This is a genomic window from Puia sp., from assembly GCF_035546395.1.
Taxonomy (GTDB): domain Bacteria; phylum Bacteroidota; class Bacteroidia; order Chitinophagales; family Chitinophagaceae; genus Puia.
This window is the reverse complement of record NZ_DASZXR010000011.1, coordinates 1-13,670: the sequence shown is the minus strand read 5'-3', so window position 1 is coordinate 13,670 and position 13,670 is coordinate 1. Positions and strand designations below refer to the sequence as shown.

The following is a 13,670-nucleotide window of genomic DNA, read 5'->3' as shown; positions in this document are numbered from 1 at the left end:
GAGAAGCCCCGGCTTCTCCGGCGCAAAAGTACGAGAAAATCAGTACGTTTGTCCCTTATGACCGCAAAAGGAAGAATCGCATTTGTAGCAAATACCAGCTGGAGCATCTACAAATTCAGACTCTATCTTATTGAACGACTGCTAAAAGAAGGGTTTACCATCTACGTGCTGGCGCCCCGCGATGCCTATACGGAAAAATTCGAACAGCTGAAAGGTCTCACCTTTATCCAGCTGCATCATTTTTATCCAAAAAGCATCTCCCCGATCCACGACTACCGGCTTTATAAAGAACTGCTCCACCACTACCGGACCACAAGGCCAGGACTCATCTTTCATTATACCATCAAAGCCAACCTCTACGGTGCCCGCGCCGCCGCCCGCGCCGGCATCCCCTCCATCAGCGTTATCACCGGGCTGGGTTACACCTTCTCCGGCGAAGGCTGGTTGCAACGCGGCGTCCGCATCGGCTATCGCCGCCAGCTCCAAAAAGCCGCCGAGGTCTGGTTCCTCAATGCGGATGACCGCAAGGTATTCACGACCCAACATCTGGTCGCGGCGGACAAGACCTTCCTCCTGCCCGGCGAAGGCGTCGACCAAAACTATTTTCATCCCGCCCCCTATGACCCGAACCATCCGCATCCCACCATCACCTTCCTGCTTATCGCCCGCCTCATCCGCCACAAAGGGATCGCCGAATTCGTGGAAGCCGCAAAACAGCTGAAACAACAGCAAGTCCCCGTCCAATGCCAGCTGCTCGGCTTCTTCGATGACGAAAGCCCCGTGGCCATCCCACGGAAGCAATTGGAGGAATGGATATCAAGCGGCATCATCACCTGGCTCGGCCACGCCGACGACGTCCGCCCCTTCATCGAAAAGGCCGATTGCATCGTCCTGCCCTCCTACCGCGAAGGCATGCCCCTCAGCCTCCTCGAAGGCGCATCCATGTGCAAAGCCCTCATCGCCAGCGACACCGCCGGCTGCCGCGACCTCATAGAAGAAGGCGTCAATGGCTACCTCTGCCGCCCAAAAGACAGCGCCGGCCTCGCGGCAAAAATGGCCGAGTACGTACACCTGCCGCCCAATACCAAAAAACAGCTGGGGCTAAGCAGCCGGGAACGTATCCTTCAACGTTTTACCAGTGACACCGTAGTTGCTATCTATTTGGAAAAAATAAAAACACTCGGGTTAATCCCGCACGAACACTAACGCTATGGAAGTTCTCCTGCTGCTGCTGTATGGGATCCTCCTCGGCTATGCCGTGGTAAAAATAAAATTCATCCGGAGAAGCAGGATCCGCACCATGCCCCTGCTCTTCCTCTTCGGCCTCCACGTGGCGGCCGGCTTCCTGCACACGCTCATCGCCTGGTACTACTATCCCGAACATGGCGACATCTGGATGTATTTTCAATTCAGCTCGATCCAAACCTATCGGCTCTTCAACGACTTCGATCTCTTCTGGAAGTTCAACTCCGACTGGGACTCGTTCTCCCACAACGCCGTCATCCTCATCCATGTCCTGCTCGACCCGCTTTCCCGTAACAACCTATACATCAATACCCTGCTCTTCTCCTTCCCTGTCTTCCTGGGCGCCATCGCCCTCTTTCGCACCTTCCGCCACCGGTTCCCGGATGACCCCCTCGCGGCCTTCTCGGTCATCGTCCTTCCCTCCATTCTCTTCTGGACATCCTGCATCCACCGCGAAGCGGTCCTGTATATGCTCATCGGCTTCCTTCTCTATAACATCCATCGCCTCCTGTATAATGGATTTACCTGGAAACGAACGATTTATAGTGTCGTTTTCTTCCTGCTCATCGTTTGGATCCGCACCGCCGCCGCCATCCTCCTCCTTCCCGCCATTTTCTGCTGGCTCTTTGGCGAAAGACCGAGGCTCCGCAAATCCCTGGCCCTCTTCGGCGTTATCGCAACCATCAGCCTCCTCCTCACTCCCAACTTCCAGCACCTGCCCGCAACCATCGCCCGCCATCAACACGAATTCCTCGTCCTGCAAGGCAATTCCCGCCTGGACCTGCCCGCCCTGAACGGTTCCTGGGGAAGCCTGTTCCGCATCCTGCCCATTGCCATAAAGAACGGATTTTTCGAACCGCTCCCGGGATCCGGCGGCCAGCCGATCTACCTCCTCTTCTCCCTCGAACTCCTCCTCATCTGGGGAACCGTCGTCTTCGCCCTCGTTCATAACTACCGGAACCGCCGCAACCTCGGCCGGCTGACAAAAGACTCCATCCTGAACCCCTTCAACTGGTTCTGCTTCCTCTTTGCCATCTCCGGGATGCTGATCATTGGCGTCATGATCCCCTTCGCCGGCGCGATCGTTCGCTACCGCAGCATCTACCTCCCCTTCCTCCTCGTTCCGTTCCTGCATTCCCTCCGGACCCTCCCCCTTTACCAGGCCCTGAACCATCGGCTCTACAGTTATTTATCACACAGATTATGAATTATTTAATATAATACTTTTCCCCATTAAACTCCCCATTTCATTCAGATAGACCAAAAAATTATTTAAATATCCCTCATTCATTGTAGTTTCGCTAAAACTTTTCAAGCATGTCCTCATTAAGATTCAAAGCGATTGACAACCTGGCGAAGGCTGACGGAACGCAGGTCCCCGGAGCCGCCAAGATCACCGCCATCTTCGGCGAAAACGTTTTCACCCTGAAAACGGCACGGGAATTTTTAAGTGATGAAGCCTATAAAAGCCTGGTGGCTTCTATAAAAGGCGGCAAGAAGATCGATCGCACTGTGGCCAACCAGATCGCATCCGGCATGCGCCAATGGGCTGAGGCAAAAGGGGTCACCCACTTCACCCACTGGTTCCAACCTCTCACCGGAACCACCGCTGAAAAGCACGATTCATTCTTTACCATAAAGAGCGATGGCACCCCCATCGAAGAATTTGACGGCGCCGCGCTGATCCAGCAGGAACCCGACGCCTCCTCCTTCCCCAGCGGCGGTCTGCGCGCCACCTTCGAAGCGCGTGGCTACACGGCATGGGATCCCTCCTCTCCGGCCTTTATTATGGAAGTCGGTGCCGGCAAAACCTTTTGCCTCCCCACCATCTTCGTCTCCTATACCGGGGAATCCCTTGACTACAAGGCTCCCCTCCTGAAGGCCCTTGCCGCACTCGACAAGGCCGCCGTAGAGGTTTGCCATTACTTTGATAAGAATGTCAGCAAGGTCACCGCCACCCTTGGATGGGAACAGGAATACTTCGTCGTCGACGAGGGTCTCTTCAACGCCCGTCCCGACCTGGTGATGAGCGGCCGCACCGTCTTCGGCCACGCTCCCGCAAAAGGCCAGCAGCTGGAAGACCTTTACTTCGGCAGCATTCCCGAACGCGTCTATGCCTTCATGCGCGATTTCGAGGCCGAAGCCTATAAATTGGGGATTCCGCTCCGCACCCGCCACAATGAGGTCGCCCCCGCCCAGTACGAGTGCGCCCCCATCTTCGAAGAAGTCAGCGTAGCAGTCGATCATAACATGCTCCTGATGGACGTAATGGACCGGGTCGCCCGCCGTCACAAGCTGCGCGTCCTGCTCCACGAAAAACCCTTCGCCGGTATCAACGGTAGCGGCAAGCACAACAACTGGAGCATGGCCACCGACACCGGTGTCAACCTCCTCGCTCCCGGCAAGACGCCGAAAACCAACCTCATGTTCCTCACCTTCTTCGTCAACACGATCAAGGCGGTATATGAATATTCCGACGTCCTCCGCGCCTCCATCTCGGGAGCCGGCAACGATTACCGCCTGGGCGCCAACGAAGCGCCTCCCGCCATCATATCGGTTTTTATCGGCGAATATCTCTCAAAGGTTCTCGCAGATGTAAAGGAACGCGTGGGCGATAAGTTCGACGAACAGGACGAAGCCATCCTCAAGCTAGATCTCCACCGTAGCATCCCCGAGCTCCTGCTCGACAACACTGACCGTAACCGCACCTCTCCCTTCGCCTTCACCGGCAATAAGTTCGAGTTCCGCGCCGTAGGCTCCAGCGCAAACTGCGCAAACGCCATGATCGCCGTCAACACGATCCTCGCCGAGACGCTCAAGAAGTTCAAGAAGGATGTAGACGCCCTCATCGAGAAAGGCGATAAGAAAGAGATCGCCCTCATGCACGTCATCCGCGAGTATGTCGTTAGCAGCGAGAAGGTCCTCTTCGAAGGCGACGGTTACAGCGAAGAATGGCACCACGAAGCGGAAAGACGCGGCCTGCCCAATGTCCGCACGACCCCGCTGGCCCTCGACGCAATGGTCACTGAAAAGGCCAAACATTTGTACGAATCGAATGGCGTTTACACCCACATCGAGCTGGAAGCCCGCCATGAGATCGAACTGGAAAAATACATCAAGCGCGTACAGATCGAAGCCCGCATCATGGGCGAACTGGCAACCAGCCATATCCTCCCCCCGGCCATCAAATACCAGAACATCCTGCTCGCCAATATCAAGGGCATGAAGGATCTCGGCCTTCCCGCCGCTGCCTATGCCAACCAGCAGCAGATCCTCGAAAAGATATCCCTGCACATCGGCAAGGTCAGCGAGATGGTAAGCAAGATGATCGAGGCCCGCAAGGTCGCCAACAACATCACCGACACCCGCACCAAGGCCATCGCCTACAACAGCCAGGTAAAAGAACCCTTCTTCGACGAGATCCGCTACCACGTGGACAAACTCGAACTCCTTGTCGACGACAAGGAATGGGTCCTTTCCAAATACCGCGAACTTTTGTTCCTCCGCTAAATAAAAAGAGGGTGTCTCATAAGTAACTGAGGCACCCTTTTTTCTTTTGCGGTTTTTACGTAACTCTATCGGTGGTATTCAAGGCGAACCACCAACATCAGATCATGGCCTTTCCACCCGGTTTGGATGAACTGGTGGCGGCTGATCACCCGGTTCGGGTGGTTCACGAGGTGCTGGAGCGGGTGGACATCACCGCAGACGCCGGCTATGGCAGCGAAGAGAACTATCAATGGTTAGAAGACGAGCAGAATACCGCCTATGTAAAGCATAATGAGTTCGACCGGGATCAAGTCATAAGAAACGAGACAAGAAGCCGTAATACAGCGGACCAATTTATCTATACCCCCCTCACCAACCGCTATAGATGTCCGGCAGGCAAGATCATGAAAAAGACAGGAGAACGGATCAAACCCAATCATAGCGGCTTCGAACAACTGCTCACCCGCTATCAATCCAAGAACTGTACCGCCTGTCCGCTGCGTGCCCAGTGTAATCCGGATTGTGAGTACCGGACTATTGAAGTCAATCTCAATTGGCATCGGCTGAAACAAAAAGCGCAGAATCGCTTAAAAACCAAACGGGGAATCCAAAAGCGCAAACAGCGTTGCTTCGACACCGACCCGGTCTTCGCCCGTATCAAGCACAATCACCAATTTAAACGCTTCCTGCTTCGGGGCATCGATAAAGTGAGCATGGAGTTTGGATTACTGGCCCTGGCCCATAACCTGAGAAAAAAAGCCGCCTGAAAGAGGCTTAAATTGCCCTCAGGCCCTCCCCGGTTTCCCTCTTAGTCCCATGGTAGCCTCCAGGTGGTGCCATATAGCAAAAAAGGCCACCTCTTATCTATGAGACGGCCTCTTTTTTATTACCATATCAAAAGAAAATAGCTTCGTCTCCTGTACCCATTTCAATATCTCCTCATACCCCACCCACTCCGGCAACACCAGTTCCTCGGCATACACCACATTATACATCGATCCGTCCTCCAGCCGCCGCAAAATAGCCAGTAGATCGTCTTTAAACTCCGGCAGCTGACACTCGAACGAAATACAAGACACCCGCTGATGAAGTCCGTCCACCACAAATTTCTCGTATCCCTCAACATCGATCTTTATAAAGTCGGGAACTCCATGGACCCGGATCAGTTCATCCAGCGTCGTCACCCGTACTTTCTCCTCGTCGGCAAACCGGATCTCCTCCTTCCACCGGGCCTGCCCATCTTCCTCCAGCATTTCTTTCCATTTCACATTCAGGGTATTGAAGGCCGAGCCGGGATGATGCACCAGCAGCTTAGCCGTCCCCTCCTTCTCACCCAGCGCCGTCTTCAACAGCGTAACCCGCCTCCGACCGCGAAACCGCACGGTCAGCAATTGGAAATTATAGGCATCTGGCTCACAGGCCACAACACGGGCGCCCAGCTCCAAAAAGGCCGCCGTCTTATGTCCGTCATAAGCGCCGATATCAAAGATCAGCCCAACGCGTTTGCCCAGGATCTCCCTGTAAAGCCGAACCTCTTTGAGGTGCGCAGCTCTGACTGCTGGTCGGAAAACCCGCTCATATAGCCCAAAAATGCCCGAGTATTTTATTCGTTGTTTCAACCCCATCGCCAAAGGTTTATCCCATCCGTTCCTTCACCCATCCCTCTGCAATCTCCAGTTGTTGTTTTATTGTCAAATGCGAATTATCCAGCACCACCGCGTCCTCGGCCTGCCGCAGCGGGCTGATCTCCCGGTGCGAATCGATATAGTCCCGGTGAGAAAGATTCTGCTTGACCTCCTCGAGCGTGATATTGGGGTTCTTCTCGTAAAGCTCCTTGAATCGCCGCTGCACCCGTACCTTCTCATCCGCCGTCATGAATATCTTCAATTCCGCATGCGGAAAAACCACCGTTCCAATATCCCGGCCATCCATCACGATCCCCTTCTTGCGCCCCATCTCCTGTTGCCTGGCCACCGCAAATTCCCGTACCGCCCGCACCGCCGCCACCTCGCTCACCTTCTCGGCGATCACCAGGTCGCGGATCACATACTCGACGTTCTCGCCGTTCAGCCACATCTCCGTCTGACCGTTCTTGTGGTTGGTCACGAACTCGAGCTTGATATGCGTCAACGCCTCCTCCACCGCGGCCGGAATGGTCCAATCGACATGATTCCGCAGGAAGTACAGCGTAATGGCCCGGTACATGGCCCCGCTGTCGATATAGACATAATGAAGTTCCCGCGCCAATTGCTTGGCCAGCGTGCTCTTCCCGCAGGACGACCAACCGTCGATAGTAATTATAATCTTCTTCATAATAAAAAAAGCCGCACCAAAGGTGCGGCCTTTTTTTATTCGATGGCTATTTAAGCTTCTGATTTTTCTTTAGCCCGTTCCTTCAACGAGAACTTGATCTTCGAGTTCTCCTTGTCCAGGTCTGCCAGCAGGATATCCCCATTCTTGATATTCATATTCAGGATCTCTTCCGCCAGGGGATCTTCCAGGTATTTCTGGATGGCCCTGTGCAGCGGCCGCGCCCCAAACTGCGAATCATACCCCTTGTCCGCGATGAAGTTCTTGGCTTCGTCCGTCAATTCGAGCGTGAACCCGAGATTGTTCAGCCTTTTCAGCACGCCCTTCATCAGGATATCGATGATCTGGAAGATATGCTCCTTGCCAAGCGCATTGAAGATGACCACGTCGTCGATCCGGTTAAGGAACTCGGGACTGAACGTCCTCTTGAGCGCCTTCTCGATCACGGCCTTATTATTCTCGTCCGCATTTTGCGTCCGTGCCGCCGTGGCAAACCCGACACCATCCCCGAAGTCCTTCAATTGGCGTACCCCGATATTGGACGTCATGATGATCAGCGTATTCTTGAAGTCCACCTTGCGGCCCAGGCCATCGGTCAGCTGGCCGTCGTCCAGTACCTGCAGCAGGATATTGTAGATATCCGGGTGAGCCTTTTCAATCTCATCCAGCAGGATCACCGAGTACGGTTTGCGACGAACCCGTTCCGTCAGCTGACCGCCCTCTTCGTATCCGACATATCCCGGAGGCGCACCGATCAGGCGGCTCACCGTGAATTTCTCCATGTATTCGCTCATATCGATCCGGATCAGGGAATCCTCGGAATCGAACATGTACCGCGCCAGCGCCCGCGCCAGCTCCGTCTTACCAACCCCGGTAGGCCCCAGGAAGATAAAGGTTCCGATGGGTTTCTTCGGGTCCTTCAGACCGACCCGGTTACGCTGGATGGCCTTCACCACTTTGGTGATCGCATCATCCTGCCCGACCACCATGCCCCGCATGTCGATCGCCATATTCTTCAGTTTCTCCGTCTCTGCCTGTACCATCCGCTTGACGGGGATACCGGTCATCATACTCACCACTTCGGCGATATTATCCTCGTCTATCGGGTAGCGCTTGTGTTTGCTCTCTTCTTCCCACTCGGCTTTCGCTTTCTCCAATTCTTCCTGCAAACGTTTTTCGGTATCCCTCAACGATGCCGCTTCCTCGAACTTCTGGCTCTTCACCACCTTGTTCTTTTCGTTCTTCACATCTTCGATCTTCTTTTCAAGCTCGACGATATTCTGCGGAACATTGATATTCTTCAGGTGTACCCTCGCCCCTACCTCATCCAGCACGTCGATGGCCTTGTCCGGAAGCAGGCGGTCCGTCATATACCGGTCGCTTAACTTGACGCATGCGTTGATGGCATCGTCGGAGTAAGTGACATTATGATAATCCTCGTATTTGGACTTGATGTTGTTCAATATCTGGATGGTCTCCTCCACGGAAGGAGGATCCACCATCACCTTCTGGAACCGGCGATCCAAAGCGCCGTCCTTCTCGATATACATCCGGTACTCGTCCAGGGTGGAGGCGCCGATGCATTGGAGTTCACCACGCGCCAGGGCAGGTTTAAAGATGTTCGAGGCATCCAGCGAACCGCTCGCCCCACCGGCGCCGACGATCGTATGGATCTCATCGATAAAGAGGATCACGTCCCGGTTCTTCTCCAGTTCGTTCATGATCGCCTTCATTCTTTCCTCGAATTGACCGCGATATTTGGTACCCGCGACCAATGCCGCCAGATCCAGCGATATCACGCGTTTGTCGAACAGCACCCGCGAAACCTTGCGCTGCACGATACGGAGGGCCAGGCCTTCCACGATCGCCGTCTTACCCACGCCGGGCTCCCCGATCAGGATGGGGTTGTTCTTCTTACGGCGGGAGAGGATCTGCGATACACGCTCGATCTCTTCTTCCCGGCCAACGATGGGATCGAGGGCCCCCATCTCGGCCAACCGGGTGATATCCCGGCCAAAATTATCCAGCACGGGCGTCTTGCTCTTCGCATTGCCCGCGGCTCTTGCTTTCTGTTGCGAATACTTCTTTTCTTCATCGAAATCGTCATCGTTCTCCTCTGCGTATTCGCTACGAACGTCGTTGCTCTTGACAACACCCAGCTCGTTTCTGAATAAGTCGTAATCCACGTCGAATTGATTTAAGATTTGTGTAGCAATGTTTTCTTTGTTCTTCAGGATCGAGAGCATCAGGTGTTCGGTCTCCACGGTAGGACTTTTCAGGGCTTTTGCTTCGAGGACGGTTACCCGTATCACCTTCTCCGCCTGTTTGGTCAGCGGTAAACTATTGATATTGGCGATGTTCTTGCCCGTCTTATCCTTGACAGCCATCTCCACCTCCTTGCGCAGTTCATACAGGTCCACATTGAAACTCTTTAAAATGCGGACAGCTGTATTATCCCCTTCGCGGATCAACCCCAGCAATAAGTGCTCCGTACCGATAAAATCGTTCCCCAGTCGCAAAGCTTCCTCCCTGCTGAACGATATGATCTCCTTTACCTGGGCTGAAAAATTATTATCCATTTTTAAGTAATTGAGCTTTATACAATAATAACGAATATTTTTGACTTCCGATTCCGCCACTTTATTAACGGCCGTTAATAATCATTAGTGTATATGCAAGTCAAAATTGATACCAGAGAAAAATTTCATGCCATTACTATCCTTGACGCCGTTCTTGCTGCTAATATGACAGGAGCGCTTGAACAAGGTTTACTGCCGTTCCTTCAAGAAGAAGTTAAAAACGTGGTTCTCATACTAAAAGACATCAGGGAGGTGGACGATGCTGCTGCGGAATGCCTGGTTCGGATACAACAGCGCTTCTACGACGAAAGCGCTTCCTTCGTAATATGTGAACTTACCCCTGAAGTCGAGAAAAGCCTCGAGGATAGCGGCCTCCTCGAGCTCATGAACGTCACCCCGACAGAGAGCGAAGCCTGGGATATCGTACACCTCGAAGAGGTGGAAAGAGAAATGCTCAACGGGCCGGATCTCTGATCCAAAAAGCAGACAGAAAGTCAGCCGATGCCTCTGGAAATCAAGCAGTTTCTTCGTGATCACCCTCCGGGGGTCTTCGGTACGGCTACCTATGACTCATAACAGCCGGTGGTTTACGAAGTTCGATCCGTCCGCCGATTTTCATTATATTCGCTAATATGTTGGCCGTAACCATCTTAGGTAACAACTCCGCTTTACCCGCGTTCGACCGTCACCCCACGGCGCAGGTGGTCACCATGGAGGACCAGATTTTCCTCGTGGACTGCGGCGAAGGCACCCAGATGCAGATGGCCAAATATAAGATCCGCCGCAGCAAGATCAACTACATCTTCATCTCCCACCTCCACGGCGACCACTATTTCGGGCTCATCGGCCTGCTCACCAGCATGGGCCTCCTCGGCCGCACCCAGGAACTCCACATCTTCGCCCCCCGGGCCCTGCAGGACATCATCGACCTCCAGCTGAAAGTAGCCGATATCCAGCTCTCCTACCCACTATATTTTCACCCCCTCACCGTGGAAGGCCCCATCGTCCGCGAATCCAAATTCGAGGTCAGCTGCTTTCCCGTCTACCACCGGATCGAATGCTGGGGGTTCCGCTTCCGCGAGATCCGCCCCTTCCGCCGCGTCAATCCCGAGAAAGCCCGGCAGATGGAAGTCCCTTCCTCCTTCTTCGACCGCCTGAAATGGGGGGAAAGCTACCTCCGGAAGGACGGCGTGCTGGTCGACAACCAGGCCGTGACCGAGGCCGCCACCAGGGCCCGATCCTATGCCTACGCCTCGGACACCCTCTTCGACGAACGGATCGCCGAATACGTCAAAGGCGTCGACCTCCTCTACCATGAGACCACCTACCTCAGGGACCTCGAAGAACAGGCCGGGAAACGATTCCACAGCACGACCGCGCAGGCAGCCACTATCGCCCGCCTGGCCGGCGTCGGGCGGCTGATCATCGGCCATTTCAGCTCCAAATACGAAAAGCTGCTCGCTTTCGAGCAGGAGGCAAGGGAGATCTTCCCAAACACCGACCTCGCCATGGAGGGAGTCACCTACCGGATTTAACCCGGTAACAGGAATCCGGGCTTATCCAGCCGGTTCAGCATCCCCGATTCGGGGTGCCAATGCCCCAGGTTCCCGGCATATCGCACCTGCATGCTGTTGCCTTGAAAATGTTCGTCGTAGAGAGGTTAACCCTTCACGTAGTGATGGATCTTCTCCTGCAGCGGCTCGCTCACCGGCACCACCGGCAGGCGCAGGTAGTTGCCGATCAGCCCCAGCTCATACATCGCCGCCTTGACGCCGGCGGGATTGTTCTCGGCAAAGAGAAGCTCATACCCCGCGATCAGCCGGTCATTGAGAGCTTTCGCCTCACGGAACTGGTGCTTCAGCGAGAGCCGAACCATTTCGGTGAACGCCTTGGGGAAGCTGTTGGCCGCGACGCTGATAATCCCGTCCATCCCACACGCGATCTGCGGCAGTGCAAGCGCATCGTCGCCGCTGACCACCAGGAAATGTCCGGGCCGGTCGCGCAGGATCTCCATGCATTGCGCCATGTCCCCGCTCGCTTCCTTGATGCCCGCGATATTCTTCACCTCCCTTGCCAGCCGCAGCGTTGTTGCCGCGCTGAGGTTCCGGCCCGTCCGGCCCGGGACATTATAGAGGAGGATCGGCTTGGGCGAAGCGGCCGCAAGCACTTTATAATGTTGGAAGAGACCTTCCTGCGAAGGTTTACTATAGTAGGGGCTCGCGCTGAGCACCGCGATAGCCTTGTCCAGTGGGAACCAGCCCAGCTCTTTTTCCAGCTCGGCCGTATTGTTACCGCCCACCCCGACGACGACCGGCACCCGGCCGGCGACCTTTTCGTAGGTGAACTGGATGATATCTTTCTTTTCTTCTTTGGACAGCGTCGGCGTCTCGCCGGTAGTGCCCATGGTCACGATATATTCCACGCCACCGTCGATCACGAAATCGATGATCCCGGTTAAAGCGGTATAGTCGATGCTGAGGTCAGATGTAAAAGGAGTTACCAGCGCCACCCCGGTTCCCCGGAGTTGTTGTATGAGAGACATTACGATATAGTATTAAGAGATAACAAATGAAGTTTGTCCACCACGCCCCGATCCCGCCGGCAGACTATGCCCCGCTGGCCCCGGTCGTGGCTATCCGGGTTAGGCCTGTCTTGCTTCAGGAATGATCTTCTCGGTGCTTGTTCGCCATCGCGGCTCAGGCCGGCACCTCATTCCAGAAGCCCATCTTGCCGAACTTCACGATCCGCTTCTCGATCCGTTCCTCGGGGCTCAGCTGTTTAAGCTCTTCGAGCGTCTCGATCAGCTTTGGCTTTAGTAAATTGGCGGCCTCGGTGTAGTCCCAATGGGCCCCGCCAAGCGGTTCCGGCACGATGCTGTCGATCAGCCCGAACTGGAACATATTGTCCGGCGTCAGCCGCAGTTCTTCCGCGGCCTTCTCTTTTTGATCCCAGCTGCGCCAAAGGATAGAGCTGCAGTTCTCGGGTGAGATGACCGTATACCAGGAATTCTCCAGCATAAACACCCGGTCGCCAACCCCGATCCCCAGTGCGCCACCCGAGGCCCCTTCGCCGATAACGACGCAGATCACCGGCACCTTCAGCCGCATCATCTCGTAGATATTGCGCGCGATCGCCTCGCCCTGTCCGCGTTCTTCGGCTTCCATACCCGGATAGGCTCCGGGCGTATCGATGAGCGTTATGATAGGTTTGTCGAACTTCTCGGCGAGCTTCATCAGCCGAAGGGCCTTACGATACCCTTCCGGGTTCGCCATCCCGAAATTCCGCAACTGGCGCATCTTCGTATTGGCGCCCTTCTGCTGCCCGATCATCATCACCGTCTGGCCATCCAGCTGCGCGAAACCGCCCACCATCGCCTTATCGTCCTTCACATTCCGGTCCCCAAATAATTCCACAAAATGCGTGCACATCTTATCGATGTACTTCAAGGTATAGGGGCGGTCCGGATGGCGGCTCAATTGCACCTTTTGCCAGGGCGTCAGCTTCTGCGTGATCTCCCTGCGCCTCTCCGTCACCTGGTCCTCCAGTTTCCGGATGGAGTCGCTCAGATCCACCTTCGTCTTCTCGGCGGTCTGTTTCAATTTCTCGATCTCATCAAACAACTCTTTGATCGGCCTTTCAAAATCCAGGAACTGACGGTTTTTTGCTTGCGGCATATTTTTTACCATAGTCTGTCGGTGATGGGTTCCACCAAAAGTACCCATCCGGCAAACGTCTAATGATGGGCTTTCGGCTAGTAAGGCAGCGGAGCGAAACTTACGAACTTCTCCCCCTGACAGTGTCAAGAGAAGAAGTTCCCGTGGCTCACGCTGCAATGCCTCAAAATTAAGGGAAAGCAAATTTTTCCATAAAAGTTTGTTGGAGAAAGTCAAAATTCTCCTATCTTTGCCATCCCGAAAAACGAAAGGGTCACCGGCTTCACCGCCGCAAAACCCTCTCCCACATCGCTCGGTTGGATCGGTAGTTCAGTTGGTTAGAATGCCGCCCTGTCACGGCGGAGGTCGCGGGTTCGAGTCCCGTCCGGTCCGC

General features: G+C 54.7%; 11 protein-coding genes and 1 tRNA gene. 7 read left to right on the top strand and 5 right to left on the bottom strand.

Going from position 1 to position 13,670, the window contains the following annotated elements; translation table 11 throughout:
* The first annotated feature begins 57 nt into the window (after window positions 1-57).
* From VHE34_RS10685 to VHE34_RS10670, 4 genes are all read left to right on the top strand, one after another.
* Window positions 58-1,206, top strand: a complete 1,149-nt coding sequence (locus tag VHE34_RS10685) for a glycosyltransferase family 4 protein (protein ID WP_325588095.1) — start codon at window positions 58-60, stop codon at window positions 1,204-1,206.
* A gap of 4 nt (window positions 1,207-1,210) precedes the next feature.
* On the top strand, window positions 1,211-2,452 hold the full coding sequence (locus tag VHE34_RS10680; RefSeq protein ID WP_325587593.1) for a hypothetical protein: 1,242 nt from the start codon (window positions 1,211-1,213) through the stop codon (window positions 2,450-2,452).
* Window positions 2,453-2,562: 110 nt separating this feature from the next.
* Window positions 2,563-4,755 (top strand): glutamine synthetase III, encoded by a 2,193-nt coding sequence (locus tag VHE34_RS10675; protein WP_325587591.1) that lies wholly within the window; start codon window positions 2,563-2,565, stop codon window positions 4,753-4,755.
* Between the two features lie 104 nt (window positions 4,756-4,859).
* Window positions 4,860-5,501, top strand: coding sequence for a transposase (locus VHE34_RS10670; protein WP_325587589.1), 642 nt, complete (start codon window positions 4,860-4,862; stop codon window positions 5,499-5,501).
* Window positions 5,502-5,594: 93 nt separating this feature from the next.
* Here VHE34_RS10670 and VHE34_RS10665 read toward each other — a convergent pair whose 3' ends face one another.
* From VHE34_RS10665 to VHE34_RS10655, 3 genes are read right to left on the bottom strand one after another with little or no spacing between them, the layout of a single operon-like run.
* A complete protein-coding gene (locus VHE34_RS10665; protein ID WP_325587587.1) occupies window positions 5,595-6,359 on the bottom strand; it encodes an FkbM family methyltransferase in 765 nt (254 codons plus the stop codon).
* A 10-nt stretch (window positions 6,360-6,369) separates the two neighbouring features.
* Window positions 6,370-7,047, bottom strand: a complete 678-nt coding sequence (cmk, locus tag VHE34_RS10660) for a (d)CMP kinase (protein WP_325587585.1) — start codon at window positions 7,045-7,047, stop codon at window positions 6,370-6,372.
* A 50-nt stretch (window positions 7,048-7,097) separates the two neighbouring features.
* Window positions 7,098-9,623 (bottom strand): ATP-dependent Clp protease ATP-binding subunit, encoded by a 2,526-nt coding sequence (locus VHE34_RS10655; protein ID WP_325587583.1) that lies wholly within the window; start codon window positions 9,621-9,623, stop codon window positions 7,098-7,100.
* 93 nt (window positions 9,624-9,716) lie between these two features.
* Between VHE34_RS10655 and VHE34_RS10650 the strand changes: the two genes are divergently transcribed.
* Both VHE34_RS10650 and VHE34_RS10645 read left to right on the top strand, forming a co-directional pair.
* Window positions 9,717-10,097: an STAS domain-containing protein gene (locus VHE34_RS10650; protein ID WP_325587581.1), complete on the top strand. Its 381-nt coding sequence runs from the start codon at window positions 9,717-9,719 to the stop codon at window positions 10,095-10,097.
* 158 nt (window positions 10,098-10,255) lie between these two features.
* Window positions 10,256-11,158: a ribonuclease Z gene (locus VHE34_RS10645; RefSeq protein WP_325587579.1), complete on the top strand. Its 903-nt coding sequence runs from the start codon at window positions 10,256-10,258 to the stop codon at window positions 11,156-11,158.
* A 125-nt stretch (window positions 11,159-11,283) separates the two neighbouring features.
* Here the strand turns inward: VHE34_RS10645 and dapA are convergent, their stop codons facing one another.
* Both dapA and VHE34_RS10635 read right to left on the bottom strand, forming a co-directional pair.
* On the bottom strand, window positions 11,284-12,165 hold the full coding sequence (gene dapA / locus VHE34_RS10640) for a 4-hydroxy-tetrahydrodipicolinate synthase (RefSeq protein ID WP_325587577.1): 882 nt from the start codon (window positions 12,163-12,165) through the stop codon (window positions 11,284-11,286).
* A gap of 154 nt (window positions 12,166-12,319) precedes the next feature.
* Window positions 12,320-13,297 (bottom strand): acetyl-CoA carboxylase carboxyltransferase subunit alpha, encoded by a 978-nt coding sequence (locus VHE34_RS10635; RefSeq protein WP_325587575.1) that lies wholly within the window; start codon window positions 13,295-13,297, stop codon window positions 12,320-12,322.
* 298 nt (window positions 13,298-13,595) lie between these two features.
* Here VHE34_RS10635 and VHE34_RS10630 point away from each other — a divergent pair.
* Window positions 13,596-13,669, top strand: a tRNA-Asp gene (locus tag VHE34_RS10630).
* Window position 13,670 lies beyond the last annotated feature (1 nt).

Excerpts from the sequence above, each read along its gene's own strand:
- VHE34_RS10650 (WP_325587581.1), top strand. The coding sequence starts at position 9,717 with ATGCAAGTCAAAATTGATACCAGAGAAAAATTTCATGCCATTACTATC.
- VHE34_RS10645 (WP_325587579.1), top strand. The coding sequence starts at position 10,256 with ATGTTGGCCGTAACCATCTTAGGTAACAACTCCGCTTTACCCGCGTTC.
- VHE34_RS10655 (WP_325587583.1), bottom strand. The coding sequence starts at position 9,623 with ATGGATAATAATTTTTCAGCCCAGGTAAAGGAGATCATATCGTTCAGC.
- cmk (WP_325587585.1), bottom strand. The coding sequence starts at position 7,047 with ATGAAGAAGATTATAATTACTATCGACGGTTGGTCGTCCTGCGGGAAG.
- VHE34_RS10685 (WP_325588095.1), top strand. The coding sequence starts at position 58 with ATGACCGCAAAAGGAAGAATCGCATTTGTAGCAAATACCAGCTGGAGC.
- dapA (WP_325587577.1), bottom strand. The coding sequence starts at position 12,165 with ATGTCTCTCATACAACAACTCCGGGGAACCGGGGTGGCGCTGGTAACT.
- VHE34_RS10675 (WP_325587591.1), top strand. The coding sequence starts at position 2,563 with ATGTCCTCATTAAGATTCAAAGCGATTGACAACCTGGCGAAGGCTGAC.
- VHE34_RS10670 (WP_325587589.1), top strand. The coding sequence starts at position 4,860 with ATGGCCTTTCCACCCGGTTTGGATGAACTGGTGGCGGCTGATCACCCG.
- VHE34_RS10680 (WP_325587593.1), top strand. The coding sequence starts at position 1,211 with ATGGAAGTTCTCCTGCTGCTGCTGTATGGGATCCTCCTCGGCTATGCC.
- VHE34_RS10635 (WP_325587575.1), bottom strand. The coding sequence starts at position 13,297 with ATGCCGCAAGCAAAAAACCGTCAGTTCCTGGATTTTGAAAGGCCGATC.
- VHE34_RS10665 (WP_325587587.1), bottom strand. The coding sequence starts at position 6,359 with ATGGGGTTGAAACAACGAATAAAATACTCGGGCATTTTTGGGCTATAT.